Source organism: Streptomyces bicolor (genome assembly GCF_000719285.1).
Lineage (GTDB): Bacteria > Actinomycetota > Actinomycetes > Streptomycetales > Streptomycetaceae > Streptomyces > Streptomyces bicolor.
In genome coordinates this window covers 372,322-386,645 of the sequence record NZ_JOFS01000005.1, presented here as the reverse complement: position 1 = coordinate 386,645, position 14,324 = coordinate 372,322, and the positions used below count along the sequence as shown (strand labels likewise).

Here is a 14,324-nt window from a genome sequence, read left to right as displayed (position 1 = left end):
AAGACGGCCGTGCCGGGGATCTGGCGCGTCGAGGCCCTGCCGCTGCGGAGGTCGTCGATGAACTCGGGCAACGGCCCTTCGGCGCGCGCCCGTGCCGCGGTGACCAGCTCGCGGCCGCGCTGCCAGGTCGTCATGACGGTGAACGTGACGAGGCCGATCAGCAGCGGCAGCCACGCGCCGTGCACGAGCTTGGTCATGTTGGCCGCCACGAACAGCAGATCCACGAAGAGCAGCACGCCCCCGCCGATCGCCAGCACCCACACCGGGGTACCCCACTTGGCGCGGGCGACATAGAAGAACAGCAGGGTCGTGATGGTGCCGGTGACCGCCATGCAGAACGCGTAGGCCAGCGCCGCGGAGCTGCGGAACGCGAAGACCAGGGTGAGGACCGAGAACATGAGCAGCCAGTTGATCCAGGGGACGTAGATCTGGCCGATGGTCGACTCGGAGGTGTGGGCGATGCGCAGCCTCGGCAGATAGCCGAGCTTGGCCGCCTGGGAGGCGACCGAGTACGCGCCGGTGATCACCGCCTGGTAGGCGATCACGGTCGCCGCCGTCGCCAGCAGGACCATCGGCCAGCGTCCCCAGTCGGGCACGAGCAGGAAGAAGGGGCTGCTGATGTGGTCCGGATCGTCGAGGATCAGCGCGCCCTGGCCCAGGTAGCTGAGGACGCAGGCGGGCAGGACGAGGAACAGCCAGCCCCGGGTGATCGCCCGGCGGCCGAAGTGCCCCATGTCCGCGTACAGCGCCTCGGCGCCGGTGACCGCGAGGACGATCGCGGCCAGGGCGAAGAAGGCCGTACCGAAGTGGCCGATCAGGAAGTCCAGCGCGTACGTCGGCGACAGCGCCTTGAGGATGTCCGGATGATCGGTGATGCCGACGACGCCGCACGCGCCGATGGCGGCGAACCAGGCGATCATGACCGGCCCGAAGATCCTGCCCACCGCCGCGGTTCCCCGGCGCTGCACCAGGAACAGCAGCACGATGATCACCGCGGTGATGGGCACGACGGCGTCCTCCAGCGACGGCTCGACGACCTTGAGCCCCTCTACCGCGGACAGCACCGAGATGGCCGGGTGATCATGCTGTCACCGAAGAACAGTGACGCGCCGAAGATGCCGAGCGCGGCCAGGACGACGGCGGCTCTGCGGCCGCGCTGTGCGTTCCACCGCCGCAGCAGGGTGATGAGCGCCATGATGCCGCCCTCGCCGTCGTTGTCGGCGCGCATCGCGAGCAGCACATAGGTGACCGTCACGATGATCATCACCGACCAGAACACCAGCGACACCACTCCGTACACGTTCTCCGTGCTGACCGGGACGGGGTGCGGGTCGTCGGGGTTGAACACGGTCTGGATGGTGTAGATCGGGCTGGTCCCGATGTCGCCGAAGACCACGCCGAGGGCGCCGACGACCACCGCGAGACGCACCGTGTCCGGCGCGCTCACCCCGTGCGCCTGCGGCGGCCGCGCCTCGGATCCGCCGCCCGACTCGGCGCCCTGCCGGTGCTCGGCCATGGTGGTCCTCCTCCTCGCGGGCTGCCGTGGCTGCGCCGATCCTCGCGTCCCGACGCCCTTCCGGCCATCCGGTGGGCCGCCCCCGCGACCGCGTCCCGCCGATCCTCGCCCGCGCCCGGCCCTTCCCGGCTGTGCGTCCGTCACGGCGATGACGCCGTGTTGTGGCCGGGGCCGCCGCTGCGGCACGAAGGTGGGGCAGGTGCGCCCGGAGGCGGCCGGAAGGGTGGGCGTCGTCGAGCACAGCCGCCCTCCGTCGTGCGGCGAGCCGGCGTCCGAGGCCCACCCCGGACCCCCCGCGCACGTGACCTTCGCTGCCGCAAGGTCGATACTGCCCACAGACACCTCATGCACTGTCCTCGAGGAAACAGCGGTAATTCAGCATCCGGACCCGATCAGCGACGACACTGACCAGAGGCCCATCCGCCAGTCTCACCGGAGGTACCCATGAAGATGTTGATCAACGTCGCGGAGACCGTGGTCGCGGACGCCCTGCGCGGGATGGCGGCCGCTCATCCCGAACTGGTCGTCGACGTCGACAACCGGGTGATCGTGCGGCGGGACGCCCCCGTGGAGGGGAAGGTCGCCCTCATCTCCGGCGGCGGGTCGGGACACGAGCCGCTGCACGGTGGATTCGTGGGTCCGGGGATGCTGTCGGCGGCGTGCCCCGGCGAGGTTTTCACGTCCCCGGTTCCGGACCAGATGGCCCGGGCCGCAGCCGCGGTGGACAGCGGTGCGGGCGTGCTGTTCATCGTGAAGAACTACACGGGGGACGTCCTCAACTTCGACATGGCCGCCGAGCTCGCCGAGGACGAGGGCATCCAGGTCGCGAAGGTACTCGTCAACGACGACGTGGCGGTCACCGACAGCCTCTACACCGCCGGGCGGCGCGGCACGGGCGCGACACTGTTCGTGGAGAAGATCGCCGGTGCCGCCGCGGACGAGGGGCAGCCGCTGGAGCGGGTGGAGTCGGTCGGGCGTCAGGTCAATGAGAACTCCCGCAGCTTCGGTGTCGCCCTCAGCGCCTGCACCACGCCCGCCAAGGGCAGCCCCACCTTCGATCTGCCACCCGGTGAGCTGGAGTTGGGCATCGGCATCCACGGCGAGCCCGGCCGGGAGCGGCGGGCGATGATGACGTCGGGCGAGATCGCCGAGTTCGCCGTGGGCGCCATCCTGGACGACATGACCCCCCGCAATCCGGTCCTGGTCCTGGTCAACGGCATGGGCGGGACACCGCTGTTGGAGCTGTACGGCTTCAACGCCGAGGTCCAGCGGGTGCTCACCGAACGCGGCGTCGCCGTCGCCCACACCCTCGTCGGCAACTACGTCACCTCGCTCGACATGGCCGGCGCCTCGGTCACCCTGTGCCAGGTGGACGAGGAACTGCTGCGGCTCTGGAACGCGCCGGTGAGGACTCCCGGGCTGCGGTGGGGAATGTGATCCGGCGGAGTCACACGATCGCAAGGCAACTGTCACGCTAGGAGATCCAGTGCTCGACGCCGATTTCTTCCGCCGTTGGATGACGGCGACCGCCACTGCCGTCGACCGCGAGGCGGAACGGCTCACCGCCCTCGATTCGCCGATCGGGGACGCCGACCACGGCAGCAACCTGCAACGCGGGTTCACTGCCGTCACCGCCGCGCTGGAGAAGGAGGCCCCGGCGACACCCGGCGCGATCCTGACGCTCGCCGGGCGGCAGCTCATCTCGACGGTCGGCGGGGCGTCGGGGCCGCTGTACGGGACGCTGCTGCGCCGGACCGGCAAGACGCTCGGGGACGCGGGAGAGGTGAGCGAGGAGCAACTCACCCAGGCGCTGCGTGCCGGCGTGGACGCGGTCATGGCGCTCGGTGGCGCGGCGCCCGGTGACAAGACCATGATCGACGCGCTGGTGCCGGCCGTGGACGCGCTCGGCGACGGCTTCGCCGCGGCACGGGCCGCCGCCGAGGAGGGCGCCCTGGCGACGACGCCCTTGCAGGCCCGCAAGGGGCGGGCGAGCTATCTCGGGGAGCGCAGCATCGGGCACCAGGATCCCGGGGCCACGTCGTCGGCGCTGCTGATCGCGGGGTTGGCGGAGGCGAACGGTGAGTGACGAGGCGGTGGGTGACAAGGCAGTGCGTGACGAGGGGAAGGGCGAGCGGCTCGTCGGCCTCGTGCTGGTCTCGCACAGCGCGCAGGTGGCCGCCTCGGTGGCCGAGCTGGCGCAGGGGCTCGCGGGCGGCGGCACGGCCGTGCCTGTAGCCCCGGCGGGCGGCACCGAGGGCGGCGGCCTCGGCACCAGCGCCGAGCTGATCGCCGCGGCGGCCGCCTCCGTGGACCGCGGCGCCGGGGTCGCCGTGCTGACCGACCTGGGCAGCGCGGTCCTCACCGTGAAGGCCCTGCTCGCGGAGGGCGACGAACTCCCCGCCGGCACACGCCTGGTGGACGCCCCCTTCGTCGAGGGCGCGGTGGCCGCGGTCGTCACCGCGTCCACCGGCGCCGACCTCGCGGCGGTGGAGGCGGCGGCCGCGGAGGCGTACGCGTACCGAAAGGTGTAGGCCAGGCAGAACAGCCGCGCCCGGCAACACGCACGCCAGCAGGCGCCGTGCCACGGGCCCCTCGGCCGCGCCACCGGTTCTCCGGTCGGCGGGCCGAGGGGCCTACGGCCGTTGCCCGCAGGCCGGGCGGCCGAGCCCGGCGGCATCTCCTACGCCTACGCCACCCCTTGCGCCACGACCTCCATCGCCGAACGCAGCGTCGCCATCAACTCGGCCTGTGTCGCCTCCGGGGCCGGCCCGGCGTCGGTGGTGTGCCAGGCGTGGTACTCGACCGCCGCGCGCAGCGCCGCGTTGAACATCGCCGCCTGGATCGCCGGGCGCAGGTCGTCGGCGGGCAGACCGGCGCGTTCGGCGAGGGCGCGGGCGAACGCCGGTTCGGCCTCGTCGTAGGTCTGGAGCCAGATCGCGCGCAGCCCGGGTTCGGTACGGGTCAGCCGTACCAGCGCCCCCACGGTCGAACGGTCGGGTACGGCGGCGAGGTTCCCCTCGACCGCGAACTCCCGGCCGATGACCCGGTCCAGAGGCTCCCCGGGACGCCACTGCCGCAGGCAATCGGCGATCACGTCGATACCGGCCGAGAACAGCGGCCGTACGCAGCTCTCCTTGGTCGGGAAGTAGCGCCACACCGTCCGCGCGGAGACACCGACCGCCGCTCCGATCTGCTCGCCCGTGGTCGCCGCCACGCCCTGGGTGACGAACAGGTCGACCGCCGCCCGCGCGATCTCCAGCCGGATCTCGGCCTTGCGCTCCTCCGTGAGGGGCGGTCGTCCCGTAGGTCGTCTCGTGCCTTCGCGGGCTGCGGTCATGGTCTCCTCCGGCCGGCGCTGATCGCTCTCCCGGAATTCTCCCCGAAGACTTTATGTCACTCAGAGACATTAAGTCGTAGGGTGAGGCCGCAGGCGCATTCGACGGGTCGCCCCCGCGGGATCGAGCGTCGAGCATCGGACAAGAGATGGAGCACTTCATGAGCGGCGGACTGGACGGACGCAGCGTCATCGTCACCGGAGCGGGATCGGGCATCGGGCGCGCGACCGCGCTGGCCTTCGCCGAGCAGGGCGCCCGGGTCGTGGCCGCGGATCTGAACGCCGAGGGCGCTCAGGCCGTCGTCAAGGAGATCGAGCAGGCGGGCGGCGCCGCGGTCGCCGTCGTCGGCGACCTGAGCGAGCAGGCCGTCGTCGACCAGGTGGTCGAGACCGCCGTCGAGCGTTTCGGCGGTGTGGACGTGCTGGTGAACAACGCCGGGATCATGGACCGGATGTCGGCCCTGGCGGACGTCACCGACGCCGAGTGGGAGCGGGTCATCCGGGTCAACCTCACCGCCCCGTTCCTGCTCACCCGGGCGGCGCTGCCGCACATGCTCGAGGCCGGCAGAGGCGCGATCGTGAACACGGCGTCCGAGGCAGGTCTGCGGGGCAGCGCCGCGGGCGCCGCGTACACGGCGTCGAAGCACGGTGTGGTGGGGCTGACGAAGTCGCTCGCGGTGATGTACCGAAAGCAGGGGATACGCGCCAACGCCATCGCCCCGGGCGGCACTCAGACCGGCATCGTCGTGGACGCCGCGCAGGACGCCCACGGACCGGCGGCTCTCGGCCCGCACTTCGTGAACCTGGGCAGGCTGGCCCAGCCGGAGGAGCAGGCCGCCGCGATAGTGTTCCTCGCCTCGGACGCGGCCGGCAACATCAACGGCGTGATCCTGCCGGTCGACGACGGCTGGTCGGCGGTCTGACGCGCCCTCAATGACCCTGCGGAGCCGGGCCGTTGGGCACCGACTGCTCACCGTGCACGAACTCCCTCGCCAGCCGCTCGCCGGCCGTCACGACGGCCGCGCGGTCCTCGATGGGCGTCACCGACTCGTCCGTGAAGACGATGTAGGTGACCCCGGAGGCCGTGCCACCGCTGTGCGGGTCGGCCGGGATGCCGAGCGCCTCGGCGGTGGCGTACGACGCCTCACCGATCATGTCCTGCGGGCCGACGTCGCCGACCACCGCGTACAGCACCCGGCCCCGGTACACGACAGCCGCGACCGAACCGCCGCCGACGCCTTGGTCACGGTGGTTCCAGATGCCGCTCGGGGCGGGCACGACGATGTACGGAAGGCGTTCGGCGCTCGGGTAGCGGCCGTCGGACTGCTGGAAGGCCGTCGCCGCGGAGAAGTAGGGATCCGTACGGCGGTTGCAGCGGCCGGTGGGCTGCCCGTCGCAGTCGATGTCCATGTCCGCCTTCCAGAACACCGCACCCGGCACCCCGCAGACCGGGATCGTCGCGGGCGTGTTGCTGTCGGTGCGGTAGCTCCCGCGGGAAACGGACGTGCAGCCACGCACCTTTGACAGCAGGTCAGCGGCGCTGACATCGGCGTCGCGCCGCGCCATGGGCCCAAGCGGCGGGCCGGGCGGCGGGGTGGGCAACGACGTCGGAGCGAGCAGGGCGGCACTTGCCGCCGCCAGCGTCAGCGACCGGACACGCACAAAAGGACACCTCTCCTCAGGAAAACTGACGAGCGCTCAGCCCGAAGCATTATCAACAGGGCACTCAGCTAATCTGATGCCGTTCAGATCATGCTGCCACCAGTGGGGCCCTACGCCGCACACCCCGGCGACACGACGCAAACCCCCAGGAACTTCCGGCAGTGGCCGGGGGCCTGACTCCGCGTTGGAACCCGGCCCCCCGGCCACCCGCATCCGGCGCGGGAACAGCGACGACAGCGACCCGTGCCGAGGGCATGAACTTCCGCATCCTCAGGGAGAGTTCAGCCGCGAGGAGCTTCAGCATACGAAACTCCCGAAGCGGTTCACCAAGTGACCGCCCTCTTGATGTGATCGCGTCAGCCGCGCCATATTGGTCCGTACCATTGCCACGAGATCGCCCCCGGGAGGCAGTGTCGTGCGACGTACCCTCGTTCCCTTTTCGAGCCTCTGTGCGATCGTGCTGCTCTCCTCCTGCGCCTGGAGCGGGGCGGACGAGGAGGGCGGCCGGCTGCCCGGGGCGCCCACGGGTGTCACGGCCGCCGCCGGCAGCGCGACCAGCGTGCACGTCATGTGGAACGCCGTCTCCGCGGACCGCGGCGTCCGTGTCTACGAGGTGTATCGGGGTCCTACGAAGGTCAAGGAAGTGCCGGGTTCCGCACACATGGTGGACGTCACCATGCTCAAACCGTCCACCATGTACGCCTTCACGGTGCGGGCACGTGACACCGACGGGCGGCTCGGTCCACCGAGCAAGGAGGTCCGGGCAAGGACTCCCGAGGCCGTGGCCGCCGACCGCTCCGCCCCGACGCGTCCGGGGCGGGCCCATGGCCGGGCGGTCGGCAGCCGGGCGGTTCAGCTGTCGTGGTCGCACGCGACGGACGACCGGGACGTGGTGTCGTACGACATCCATCAGGGCGGCGTGAAGATCCACAGTGTGGGCGGGAACCAGACGGCGACCGTGGTCACCGGCCTTCGGCCCGGCACGCGCTACTCCTTCACCGTCCTGGCCCGGGACGCGGCCGACAACGTCTCGCCCGCCTCGACGGCCGTCCGCATCACCACACCGGGCACCGACGACGGGCGCGGCACCGCGCCGACGGCCTTCCGGGCGACGACCCATCGTGAGGACGGGGCGTACCACCTCGACCTGAGCTGGGTGCCGCCGCGTACGGACGGTGTGGTCGTGGAGTACCAGGTACAGCTCGACGGCCGTACGGTCACCTCTCTGGTGTACGGCGGGAACGCGCCGCGCGAGCGGGCCGCGTACAGCTTCTACCTGGGGACGGAGAAGGGGGCCGGCCACCGGGTACGGATCCGGGGCAGGCTACCGGACGGCACCTGGGGCGGCTTCTCGGCGGAGCGGACGGTGACGACGGGCGCGCGAGGCTGAGGTCCGGGTCCGGCATCCCCCGTATGCAGCAGTCCGTCACCTGTCCGGTGGAGGCCCGCATGCGGGCGGGGCCCAGGGCGCGTTGGCTGCCACTGAGGCAGCACGGGCGTTCCCGATCCTCGGCGGCGCCAGGGATGTTCCGCCGACCGTGCCGCCGGAGGGCATTCATGCGCAACTCATCGCTATTCCTCCGCTCGGGCCTGACCGTGGCAGCCGCCTCCGTTCTTCCCCTCATCGCGGTGGCCGGTCCGGCCACCGCGGGACCGGGGATCTCCGTGAGCACCACCGGGTCCACGGTCTCCGTCACGACCAGGGCGTGCACCAACGTCAACGGCAGCTGGGGCACCGCCTCGCTGCTGAACAGCAGGCAGTCGAACTTCGCCCAGGGACGGCAGGTCTCCCTGTCGGGGACCGAGGCGCTGCAGTCGGCGGCCTGGTCGGCCGTGAGCGCGGGCACCTACACCGTCATCGTCGTGTGCTCCAACGGCGTCACGGCGGGCACCCAGTCGGTCATCGTCTCGGGCCCCACCCCGACCCGCACGATCTCCGCCACGGCCTCCCCGTCGCGCGGCGTCATGGGCGGCATGGGCGGCTCCTCGACGGACTACGGCACCCTGACGCTGGTCGGCGGCGGGATCCTGGTGGGCGCGGGTGGCCTGGCCACGGCCTGGTTCCTGCGCCGCAAGTCGAAGCCGTACCGGCTCTGAGGCCCCGGCCCGCAGCCGTACCGGCTCTGACGCCGCGGGTCCAAACCCTGCCCGGCCCTGAGGTCGCGAGCGGAAGCCCGACCTCCTCCGCGCGCCCGCTTCACGCCCCCTCATGACCCGGCAGTTCCGCGAACTCCTCCAGAGCGCGCGTGAGCCACTGCGTCCAGAAGGTCTCCAGATCGATCCCGGCGCGCAGCACCAGGTGCCGCAACCGGTCCTGGGAACTGTCCCTGCCGGGCGGGAAGTCCCGCTTCTGGATCTCCTCGTACTCGGCCAACTGCCGCCGGTGCAGATCGAGATGGCGCCGGAGGTCGGCCTCGATGCCCTCGGTGCCCACGACGGCCGCGGCACGCATCCGCAGCAGCAGGGTGTCGCGGTGCGGCCGGGGGTCCTGGGACGCGGCGGTCCAGCGGGCCAGTTCGGCGCGGCCCGCGGGCAGGACCTCGTAGCTCTTCTTCTGCCCACGGGCCGGCTGCTCGCTCGGCAGCGTGCGGATGAAGCCCTCCGTCTCCAGTTTTCCCAGCTCGCGATAGATCTGCTGATGCGTCGCCGACCAGAAGTAGCCGATCGACTTGTCGAAGCGACGGGTCAGCTCCAGCCCCGAGGACGGCTTTTCGAGCAGGGCGGTGAGGATCGCGTGCGGGAGTGACATGGGCTCATCCTAGGGACGCGAGGTGGTCGTCCAACGAACGTGATCACCCGCCGCTACAGGCTCGCCGCCAGCTCCGTGCCCTGCTTGATGGCGCGCTTGGCATCAAGTTCGGCGGCCACGTCGGCACCGCCGATGAGGTGCGCGCTGCGGCCCGCGGCGAGCAGCGCCTCGTACAGGTCGCGGCGGGGTTCCTGCCCGGTGCACAGCACGATGGTGTCGACCGGGAGGACGGTGCTCTCCTCGCCGACGGTGACATGCAGTCCGGCGTCGTCGATACGGTCGTAGCGCACGCCCGGCACCATGGTGACGCCCCGGTGCTTGAGCTCGGTGCGGTGGATCCAGCCGGTGGTCTTGCCGAGACCGGCGCCGACCTTGCTGGTCTTGCGCTGCAGCAGGTGGACGGTGCGCGGCGGGGCGGGCCGCTCGGGGGCGGCGAGGCCGCCGGGGCCCGTGTAGTCCATGTCGACGCCCCACTGGCGGAAGTACGTCGCCGGGTCCTCGCTCGCCTTGTCGCCGCCGTCGGTGAGGAACTCCGCGACGTCGAAGCCGATGCCGCCGGCGCCGAGGACGGCGACGCGCTCGCCGACGGGGGCACCGTCCCGCAGGACGTCGAGGTAGCCGACGACGCTCGGGTGGTCGACGCCGGGGATGTCCGGGGTGCGTGGGGTGACGCCGGTGGCGACCACGACCTCGTCGTAGGCAGCGAGATCGTCGGCCGACACCCAGGTGTTCAGCCGTACGTCGACGCCCTGCCAGTCGAGCTGGTGGCGGAAGTAGCGCAGCGTCTCGTCGAACTCCTGCTTGCCGGGGACCTTGCGGGCGACGTTCAGCTGTCCGCCGATCTCGCTCGCGGCGTCGAACAGCACGACGTCGTGGCCGCGTTCGGCCGCGCTCACCGCACAGGCCAGTCCGGCGGGCCCCGCGCCGACGACCGCGACGCGCTTGCGCAGCCTGGTCGGGGACAGGGTCAGCTCGGTCTCGTGGCAGGCGCGCGGGTTGACGAGGCAGGAGGTGATCTTGCCGCTGAAGGTGTGGTCGAGGCACGCCTGGTTGCAGCCGATGCAGGTGTTGATGGCCTCGGGCTTCCCGGCGGCGGCCTTGGCGACGAAGTCGGGGTCGGCGAGCATCGGGCGGGCCATGGACACCATGTCCGCGCAGCCGTCGGCCAGCAACTCCTCGGCCAGCTCGGGGGTGTTGATGCGGTTGGTGGTGACGAGCGGGACCGACACCTCGCCCATCAGGCGCTTGGTGACCCAGGTGTAGGCGCCGCGCGGCACCGAGGTGGCGATGGTCGGGATGCGCGCCTCGTGCCAGCCGATGCCGGTGTTGATGATGGTCGCCCCGGCGGCCTCGATGGCCTTCGCGAGCGTGATCACCTCGTCGAGCGTGGAGCCGCCCGGGACCAGGTCCAGCATGGACAGCCGGTAGACGATGATGAAGTCCTCGCCGACGGCCTCGCGCACGCGCCGGACGATCTCCACCGGGAAGCGCATGCGGTTCTCGTACGAGCCGCCCCACCGGTCGGTGCGCTTGTTGGTCTGCGTGGCGATGAACTCGTTGATGAGGTAGCCCTCGGAGCCCATGATCTCCACGCCGTCGTAGCTGGCCTGCCGAGCGAGGCGGGCGGCGCGGGCGTAGTCGTCGATGGTCCGCTCGACGTCGGCGTCGGTGAGCTCGCGGGGCGGGAAGGGGCTGATCGGCGCCTGCAGCGGGCTCGGTGCGACGAGGTCCTGGTGGTAGGCGTACCGGCCGAAGTGCAGGATCTGCATGGCGATCCGGCCGCCCTCGCGGTGCACGGCCTCGGTGATGACCCGGTGCTGCTCGGCCTCCGCCTCGGTGGTGAGCTTGGCGCCCCCAGCGTACGGGCGCCCCTCGTCGTTGGGTGCGATGCCGCCGGTGACGATCAGACCCACTCCCCCGCGCGCACGCTCCGCGTAGAAGGCAGCCATGCGTTCGAAGCCGCGCTCGGCCTCTTCCAGGCCCACGTGCATGGAGCCCATGAGGACGCGGTTGGGCAGCGTGGTGAAGCCCAGGTCCAGCGGGCTCAGCAGGTGCGGGTAACGGCTCATCGGGGCCCTCCGTGCGCGGTGTCGTGCCTGACGTAGTTGTAGAGGACCCGAGAGCCTTTATGCAACTAGTTGCACAACCAGGGAAGGGTGACACTGACCACTGACACCGGCCACTCCCACCGCCCGCCGGCGCCGGTCGCCCTTCGGGCACAGTTGCCCCCATGACCGCACACGCCGACGTGATCGACCTCGCCCAGCGGCTGATCCGCTGCCCCAGCCGCGCCGGGGTCGACGACTACGAGCCCGTTCTGGGCGTCCTGGAGGACTGGCTCGCCGGGCGCGGACTGCCGTATCGCCGGCTGCACGGCGACAAGGACGCCGCCGTCGGTCTGCTGATCGAGGTCGCCGGCGGCCGGCCCGGCCCCTGGTGGGCCCTCGACGCCTGCGTCGACACCGCCCCGTACGGCGACGAGGCCGCCTGGTCGTTCGCGCCCGACTCCGGCGAGGTCGTCGAAGGCTGGCTGCGCGGCAGGGGCGCGGCGGACTCCAAGCTCGCCGCGGCGATGTTCTGCGGTATCGCGGCCGAGCTGCAGGGCCGGGCCGACGCCCTGCACGGCGGGCTCGCGGTACTTCTCGACGTCGACGAGCACACCGGCGGCTTCGGGGGTGCCCGCGCCTACCTCGCTGATCCGGAAGCAGTGCGTCCGGCCGGGGTGCTGATCGGCTACCCCGGGCTCGACGAGGTCGTGGTCGGCGGGCGGGGCCTGTGGCGGGCCACGATCGCTGTCCACGCGGCCTCGGGCCACTCCGGGTCCCGCTCTACGACGTCGGGCGCCGTCTCCCGCGCGGCGCGTCTCGTGCGTCTCCTGGAGGAGGCGGAACTCCCGGGTGCGGACGGGGAGTTCCCGTTGCCGCCGAGGCTGACGGTGACCTCCTGCCACGGCGGTCAGGGCTTCTCCGTCGTGCCCGACCTGTGCGAGCTGGGCGTCGACATCCGCACGACTCCGGGCTTCGACGCACGCGCCGCCGAGGGTCTGGTCCGTGAAGCGGTGGGTGAGCTGGACGTGCGGTTGCCCTCCCCGAGACCGACCACGGTCACCCGGGTGGCCGCCTGGCCGCCGTACCGGCTGACCGAGGACCAGCAGCCCGCGGCGGCACTGCTGGAAGCCGCTCGCAGTCAGGGCCTCACGGTCCGGCCGAAGACCGCCGGCCCCTCGAACATCGGCAATCTGCTCGCCGGCGAGGGCATCCCGGCCACGGCGGGCTTCGGCGTGCGGTACGAGGGGCTGCACGGCGTGGACGAGCGGGCCTGTCTCGCGGATCTGCCCGCCGTCCACGCTGTCTACCGGCGTACCGTGCTCGGCCTCCTGGGTTCGTCCTGACCGGGTTCGCCCTCACCGGCCTCGGCCGTCAGGGGCCCGGGCGGCTCTTCAGCACCACATGCAGCTCCCGCTCCTGGTCGCCCGAGGCCGAGGTGAGGTCGTGCACCGTGAACAGGGAGTCCAGCGTGGTGCGGAGCCGTTCGATGGCCCAGTAGCCGCCCTGCGCGTCGGCCTCGACGGTCGACGAGAGCCGCGCGGGCGGCGGGCACTCGTGCGCGTCCGTGACCTCGAACGTCCCGAGCCACACCATGGGGCGCGTCTCGTGGAGCTGCTGCGGCACGTCGTCGGGGCCCCGGTCGGACTCGAAGCAGGCACACAGCGTGTCGAACACGATCCGGGCGTCCTCCTTGCTGCATCCGCTGATCTCGACGGAGACGGGTTCCTCGTGCAGTCGTTCACGGTCCATCGTGATCGCTCCTCTCGTGGCCGCCGCGGTGCCACGGGTAGCCCGCGGAACCGGACCCCAACCCCAAGAAAAGCACCACGGACGACGGAGCGCCTAGGGCCAGTCCGGCGGATCAGGCCGGCTGCACGCAACGGCACCTCATCAGCGCAGGTGAGCGGGGTCTGGTGCGTCCAGCCGCAAGGCGGAGGAGGGCACCGACGCGATGGGTCTACTCCCGCGCAAGGTTGTTCGAGCGTGGGGAGTCGGCAACCGACGACAACGCCCCTGGGGGTACCCCCAGCCTCCGCGTCGCCTCGGTCCTACGGCGGCTGGCCTCAGCCGCGCGTGAACCGGTACGTCTTGCTGTCGGTCAGCACGCAGAAGCCCGGCGAGAGGACGATCACACGCAGAGTGCCGGTACGGCGGTCGTAGTCGATGCCCTCCGTCTCGAACTCGCCCGAGCAGGAGCTGCGCAGCGGGAGCCGGCGCAGGGCCGTGACGTGGCCGGTCACGTCGGAGGTGCCGGGCTCGGCGGAGAGGTCGATCCGGAGCAGCGGCTTGGTCATGCCGAAGAGGGTGCCCGCGGGGTCGTCGGACGAGCAGAGCAGGGTCGTGGCGTTCTGGAAGTCGCAGCCCTGGATGTCGCGCACGGCGTGGTCCAGCCGGATGCTGGACACCCACGGGAGGTTCGCCGAGGGGGACGTGCCGGGGTTCACGCCGGGGGTCGGGTGGACCAGCAGGCGGGTCATGGTGCCCCACTCGCCCGAGACCATCCACTGACCGCCGGGCGTGATGGCGACGAAGGAGTTGTTGAGCGCCTCCCCGGAGCCCAGCGTGTGGACGTACTCCGCCCAGGTCCCGTCCGGCGCCTGGACCCGGAACATCTTCGCGCTGCCCGAGTCCGCCTGGTACGGCTCGACGTAGTAGCCGTCGTAGGAGGCGTCGGGGTCGCCGACATGGTTCCAGCCGCGGCTGCTCACCGAGGTGGGGATGGTGCCGATGCCGGTGTAACGGTTGGGGCTGTTCGCCGGGACCTCGACGGAGGTCAGGCCCTGGCTCTCGGTCAGCGGGTCGGCGCGGTCGGAGCCCACCTCCGTCCAGGTGTCGGCGGCCTGCGCGGGCGTCGCGGTGGACAGCACGGCGGCGCAGGCGAGGGCGACGAGGCCGGTGAGAGCGGCATGACAACGTTGCCGGGCGCGCAGGGCCATGGGAGCGACTCCTTGGGGGGTGGGAGCGTGTCGGCGCACAGTCTGGCGGTGTGATGTGGTCATGTACAGACCAAGAAAG

Annotated in this window: 13 protein-coding genes and 1 pseudogene; 7 read left to right on the top strand and 7 right to left on the bottom strand. The window is 71.6% G+C overall.

The genetic code is table 11. The annotated features are described in order from the left end of the window. Nucleotides 1–116: 116 nt before the first annotated feature. Nucleotides 117–1,516 (bottom strand): annotated as a pseudogene (locus tag IF78_RS43435) (potassium transporter Kup); the annotation flags it as partial. A gap of 444 nt (nt 1,517–1,960) precedes the next feature. On the opposite strand from IF78_RS43435, the gene dhaK reads away from it, so the two are divergent. Genes dhaK through IF78_RS0107890 form a run of 3 tightly spaced genes read left to right on the top strand, consistent with a single transcriptional unit; the run spans nt 1,961 to nt 4,047 of the window. Continuing rightward, nucleotides 1,961–2,953: a dihydroxyacetone kinase subunit DhaK gene (gene dhaK, locus IF78_RS0107900; protein WP_031480005.1), complete on the top strand. Its 993-nt coding sequence runs from the start codon at nt 1,961–1,963 to the stop codon at nt 2,951–2,953. 49 nt (nt 2,954–3,002) lie between these two features. Continuing rightward, nucleotides 3,003–3,602 (top strand): dihydroxyacetone kinase subunit DhaL, encoded by a 600-nt coding sequence (gene dhaL, locus IF78_RS0107895; protein ID WP_031480003.1) that lies wholly within the window; start codon nt 3,003–3,005, stop codon nt 3,600–3,602. Next, nucleotides 3,595–4,047, top strand: a complete 453-nt coding sequence (locus IF78_RS0107890; protein ID WP_234439787.1) for a PTS-dependent dihydroxyacetone kinase phosphotransferase subunit DhaM — start codon at nt 3,595–3,597, stop codon at nt 4,045–4,047. The genes dhaL and IF78_RS0107890 overlap by 8 nt, the downstream gene beginning before the upstream one ends. Before the next feature lie 155 nt (nt 4,048–4,202). Here IF78_RS0107890 and IF78_RS0107885 read toward each other — a convergent pair whose 3' ends face one another. Beyond that, entirely contained in the window at nt 4,203–4,853 is a 651-nt protein-coding gene (locus IF78_RS0107885; RefSeq protein WP_037639887.1) for a TetR/AcrR family transcriptional regulator, read from the bottom strand. 158 nt (nt 4,854–5,011) lie between these two features. Here IF78_RS0107885 and IF78_RS0107880 point away from each other — a divergent pair, with 158 nt between their 5' ends. Continuing rightward, nucleotides 5,012–5,773 carry an SDR family NAD(P)-dependent oxidoreductase gene (locus tag IF78_RS0107880; protein ID WP_031479998.1) on the top strand — a complete coding sequence of 254 codons (762 nt, stop codon included), beginning with the start codon at nt 5,012–5,014 and terminating at the stop codon, nt 5,771–5,773. Between the two features lie 7 nt (nt 5,774–5,780). On the opposite strand, the gene IF78_RS0107875 is transcribed toward IF78_RS0107880, so the two are convergent. Further along, the gene (locus IF78_RS0107875) at nt 5,781–6,512 is read right to left on the bottom strand and encodes a glycoside hydrolase family 75 protein (RefSeq protein ID WP_037639884.1); all 732 of its coding nucleotides are present in this window, start codon (nt 6,510–6,512) and stop codon (nt 5,781–5,783) included. Nucleotides 6,513–6,927: 415 nt separating this feature from the next. Between IF78_RS0107875 and IF78_RS0107870 the strand changes: the two genes are divergently transcribed. Together IF78_RS0107870 and IF78_RS0107865 are read left to right on the top strand one after the other, a co-directional pair. Continuing rightward, the gene (locus IF78_RS0107870; protein WP_031479994.1) at nt 6,928–7,902 is read left to right on the top strand and encodes a fibronectin type III domain-containing protein; all 975 of its coding nucleotides are present in this window, start codon (nt 6,928–6,930) and stop codon (nt 7,900–7,902) included. A 167-nt stretch (nt 7,903–8,069) separates the two neighbouring features. After that, on the top strand, nt 8,070–8,609 hold the full coding sequence (locus IF78_RS0107865) for a hypothetical protein (protein ID WP_031479992.1): 540 nt from the start codon (nt 8,070–8,072) through the stop codon (nt 8,607–8,609). A gap of 100 nt (nt 8,610–8,709) precedes the next feature. On the opposite strand, the gene IF78_RS0107860 is transcribed toward IF78_RS0107865, so the two are convergent. Together IF78_RS0107860 and IF78_RS0107855 are read right to left on the bottom strand one after the other, a co-directional pair. Further along, nucleotides 8,710–9,261, bottom strand: coding sequence for a PadR family transcriptional regulator (locus IF78_RS0107860; RefSeq protein WP_031479990.1), 552 nt, complete (start codon nt 9,259–9,261; stop codon nt 8,710–8,712). 53 nt (nt 9,262–9,314) lie between these two features. Continuing rightward, nucleotides 9,315–11,330 (bottom strand): NADPH-dependent 2,4-dienoyl-CoA reductase, encoded by a 2,016-nt coding sequence (locus IF78_RS0107855; RefSeq protein WP_031479988.1) that lies wholly within the window; start codon nt 11,328–11,330, stop codon nt 9,315–9,317. A gap of 161 nt (nt 11,331–11,491) precedes the next feature. Here IF78_RS0107855 and IF78_RS0107850 point away from each other — a divergent pair, with 161 nt between their 5' ends. Next, a complete protein-coding gene (locus IF78_RS0107850; protein WP_031479986.1) occupies nt 11,492–12,652 on the top strand; it encodes a M20 family metallopeptidase in 1,161 nt (386 codons plus the stop codon). Nucleotides 12,653–12,680: 28 nt separating this feature from the next. On the opposite strand, the gene IF78_RS0107845 is transcribed toward IF78_RS0107850, so the two are convergent. Then, nucleotides 12,681–13,058, bottom strand: coding sequence for a hypothetical protein (locus tag IF78_RS0107845; RefSeq protein WP_031479984.1), 378 nt, complete (start codon nt 13,056–13,058; stop codon nt 12,681–12,683). A gap of 314 nt (nt 13,059–13,372) precedes the next feature. Further along, nucleotides 13,373–14,245: a hypothetical protein gene (locus tag IF78_RS0107840; protein ID WP_031479982.1), complete on the bottom strand. Its 873-nt coding sequence runs from the start codon at nt 14,243–14,245 to the stop codon at nt 13,373–13,375. Between the last annotated feature and the right edge of the window lie 79 nt (nt 14,246–14,324).